This is a genomic window from Burkholderia sp. Bp9090 (assembly GCF_003857985.1).
Taxonomy (GTDB): Bacteria; Pseudomonadota; Gammaproteobacteria; order Burkholderiales; family Burkholderiaceae; genus Burkholderia.
Genome location: NZ_QTPV01000107.1, coordinates 1 through 1019 on the forward strand (window position 1 = coordinate 1; position 1019 = coordinate 1019).

The 1019-nt window shown below is 64.6% G+C and carries 1 protein-coding gene; it reads left to right on the forward strand.

Annotation, left to right across the window (positions count from 1 at the left end; all coding sequences use genetic code 11):
* Nucleotides 1–1019: serine hydroxymethyltransferase (gene glyA, locus DIE16_RS36285; RefSeq protein ID WP_148095412.1), on the forward strand; the 1019-nt coding region annotated here is incomplete at both ends.

Genomic DNA, 1019 nt, shown 5'->3' on the forward strand with positions numbered 1-1019 from the left:
AACCGCCGCCAGGAAGATCACATCGAGCTGATCGCGTCGGAAAACTACACGAGCCCGGCCGTGATGGCCGCACAGGGCTCGCAGCTCACGAACAAGTACGCGGAAGGTTATCCGGGCAAGCGCTACTACGGCGGCTGTGAGTACGTCGACGTGGTCGAGCAGCTGGCGATCGACCGCGTGAAGCAGCTGTTCGGCGCGGAGGCCGCGAACGTGCAGCCGAACTCGGGTTCGCAGGCGAACCAGGGCGTGTTCTTCGCGATGCTCAAGCCGGGCGACACGATCATGGGGCTGAGCCTCGCGCACGGCGGCCACCTGACGCACGGCTCGCCGGTGAACATGTCGGGCAAGTGGTTCAACGTCGTCAGCTACGGCCTGAACGAACAGGAAGACATCGACTACGACGCGGCCGAGAAGCTGGCAAACGAGCACAAGCCGAAGCTGATCGTCGCGGGCGCATCGGCATTCGCGCTGAAGATCGACTTCGAGCGTCTCGCGAAGATCGCGAAGTCGGTCGGCGCGTACCTGATGGTCGACATGGCGCACTACGCCGGCCTGATCGCAGCGGGCGTGTACCCGAACCCGGTGCCGCACGCGGACTTCGTGACGACGACGACGCACAAGAGCCTGCGCGGCCCGCGCGGCGGCGTGATCCTGATGAAGGCCGAGTACGAGAAGCAGATCAACTCGGCAATCTTCCCGGGTATCCAGGGCGGCCCGCTGATGCACGTGATCGCCGGCAAGGCGGTGGCGTTCAAGGAAGCACTGTCGCCGGAGTTCAAGGAATATCAGCAGAAGGTGGTCGAGAACGCACGCGTGCTGGCTGAAACGCTGGTCAAGCGTGGCCTGCGGATCGTGTCGGGCCGCACCGAAAGCCACGTGATGCTGGTGGACCTGCGCGCGAAGAACATCACGGGCAAGGCAGCGGAAGCGGCACTCGGTGCGGCGCACATCACGGTGAACAAGAACGCGATCCCGAACGATCCGGAAAAGCCGTTCGTGACGAGCGGCATCCGCCTGGG